The organism is Anaerophaga thermohalophila DSM 12881 (assembly GCF_000191885.1).
Taxonomy (GTDB): domain Bacteria; phylum Bacteroidota; class Bacteroidia; order Bacteroidales; family Marinilabiliaceae; genus Anaerophaga; species Anaerophaga thermohalophila.
The window spans coordinates 1-1,687 of sequence record NZ_AEWI01000083.1 but is presented as its reverse complement, the minus strand read 5'-3'; the positions used below and the strand labels follow the sequence as shown (position 1 = coordinate 1,687).

The window sequence follows — 1,687 nt, the reverse complement described above, 5'->3', positions numbered from 1 at the left end:
CTAAAAATCTGATAATCTATTAAGGCAATCTTTGTCATGCTCGTTTCAACAATGTTCGATTATTCCTTGTAGGTGTTTCTTACAAAATCGGCATTTTGGAGGAACTCAAGACTTTTCTTAACACTTTCGAGCGGATCAAAATTGTACTTTTCAACTTCTACAATAATGTAATCAACACCAGCTTTGTCGGCAAGAGCGAACGAGGATTCAAAATCCATTTCACCGCTTGCGCCCAGTTCTTTCTCATCTTTAACATGCCAGAGAAGGAACCTGCCAGGGTAGTTATTGAAATAATCGACCGGATTCTTTCCACCTTCCTTTATCCAATACAAATCAATCTGAAAGAAAACTTTATCGGGATCGGTATTTTGCAGCATAAAGTCGTAAATCACTTGGCCTTCGAGTTCTGCAAATTCACCAGAGTGATTATGATAGCCAAATAATATCCCGTTTTCACGACATTTCTCTCCTACGGCATTAAAATACTCACAATAACGTTTCAACCCGTCCAATGAATTGTATCCCACTTCATCCATCGATGGTTGAACAATGTATTTCACACCTGCCCTCTTATGTGCATCAATACACCGGTCCCACCATTGCATGGTTTCGTCCCAAGAGGCAGAATCAGGAAGAGCCTGTCCGGTATGGGAGCTGATAAACTTCATTCCGCTTTCTTCTGTCAGACTTTTAAATGCTTCAGGGTCCATCCCATAGAATTTACCGTCGGCATAACCGGCAGCCTCTACAAACGTATAGCCCATTTCACCGACTTTTTTAACGGTTTCAACCGGTGCCTCTTTCATGGCATCCCGAACGGAATACAGTTGAAGTCCGATTTCTTTTTTTTCTTTCGTTGTACACATGGTTAATGTTGTTGTCAAAAATAACAACACCATCGGAAACATTGCTCTTTTCATCTTTCTAAAGTTTTTAAAAGGTTTTTAGTGTGTGTGTTTGATCAAAAGTTTGTTAAAAATAACAAAAGCATCGGTAAAAACATCGCATGCAGGATTATTTTTTACCAAACATGGTAAAGCAATAGTCCGTTAAAAGTAATGACGGATTTGAGCAATCACAATTGCAGTCTTTTCCGCTCTGTTCCTCCAAAATAACTTATATCCAAAACCTGAAAATCAAAGGATTTTGTAAAAAATCCAATATTTTATTGCTTTTTATAATGCAAAATCCAAATAATGTTGTTTTATTTGTATTGTGAATATTTAATCATGCAGAGATTAATGGCCATCAGCCGGATAAAAGCATACGGCCCGTCATGATTGATGCATGGAAAGATTAACAAACAAATTTAAGTTAAAATGAAAACAGGTAAAGTTAAGTTCTTTAATGAATCAAAAGGATTCGGATTCATTAAGGAAGACGAGTCGGAAAAAGAATTTTTTGTTCACGCCACCGGCCTCATCGACAAGGTTAAAGAGGACGACGAAGTGACTTTCGAACTCGTAGAAGGCAGAAAAGGCCTCAATGCTGTAGATGTTAAGTTGGTTTAGAATATATATTTCAATACCAGATTACATTTAGCGTAAAGTCATAAAGGAGCTGACCGGGAAGGCAGCTCCTTTTTTTTGTGCCATATTACGCAACATAGTAAACTGTTCATCCGCATAAAATTTAATTATTAACCCAACTTGTGAAAAATGCCACCCAAAAAACAAAAAAATGCGCA

Annotated in this window: 2 protein-coding genes; one reads left to right on the top strand and one right to left on the bottom strand. The window is 37.5% G+C overall.

The genetic code is table 11. The features are described from left to right. Nucleotides 1-59: 59 nt before the first annotated feature. Nucleotides 60-866 (bottom strand): sugar phosphate isomerase/epimerase family protein, encoded by an 807-nt coding sequence (locus ATH1_RS0115370; RefSeq protein WP_245531821.1) that lies wholly within the window; start codon nucleotides 864-866, stop codon nucleotides 60-62. Between the two features lie 453 nt (nucleotides 867-1,319). Between ATH1_RS0115370 and ATH1_RS0115365 the strand changes: the two genes are divergently transcribed. Next, a complete protein-coding gene (locus ATH1_RS0115365) occupies nucleotides 1,320-1,511 on the top strand; it encodes a cold-shock protein (RefSeq protein ID WP_010423634.1) in 192 nt (63 codons plus the stop codon). Nucleotides 1,512-1,687: the final 176 nt, after the last annotated feature.

Bases quoted from the DNA above. Each gene is read 5' to 3' on its own strand.
- ATH1_RS0115370 (WP_245531821.1), bottom strand. From the start codon at position 866: ATGTGTACAACGAAAGAAAAAAAAGAAATCGGACTTCAACTGTATTCC.
- ATH1_RS0115365 (WP_010423634.1), top strand. From the start codon at position 1,320: ATGAAAACAGGTAAAGTTAAGTTCTTTAATGAATCAAAAGGATTCGGA.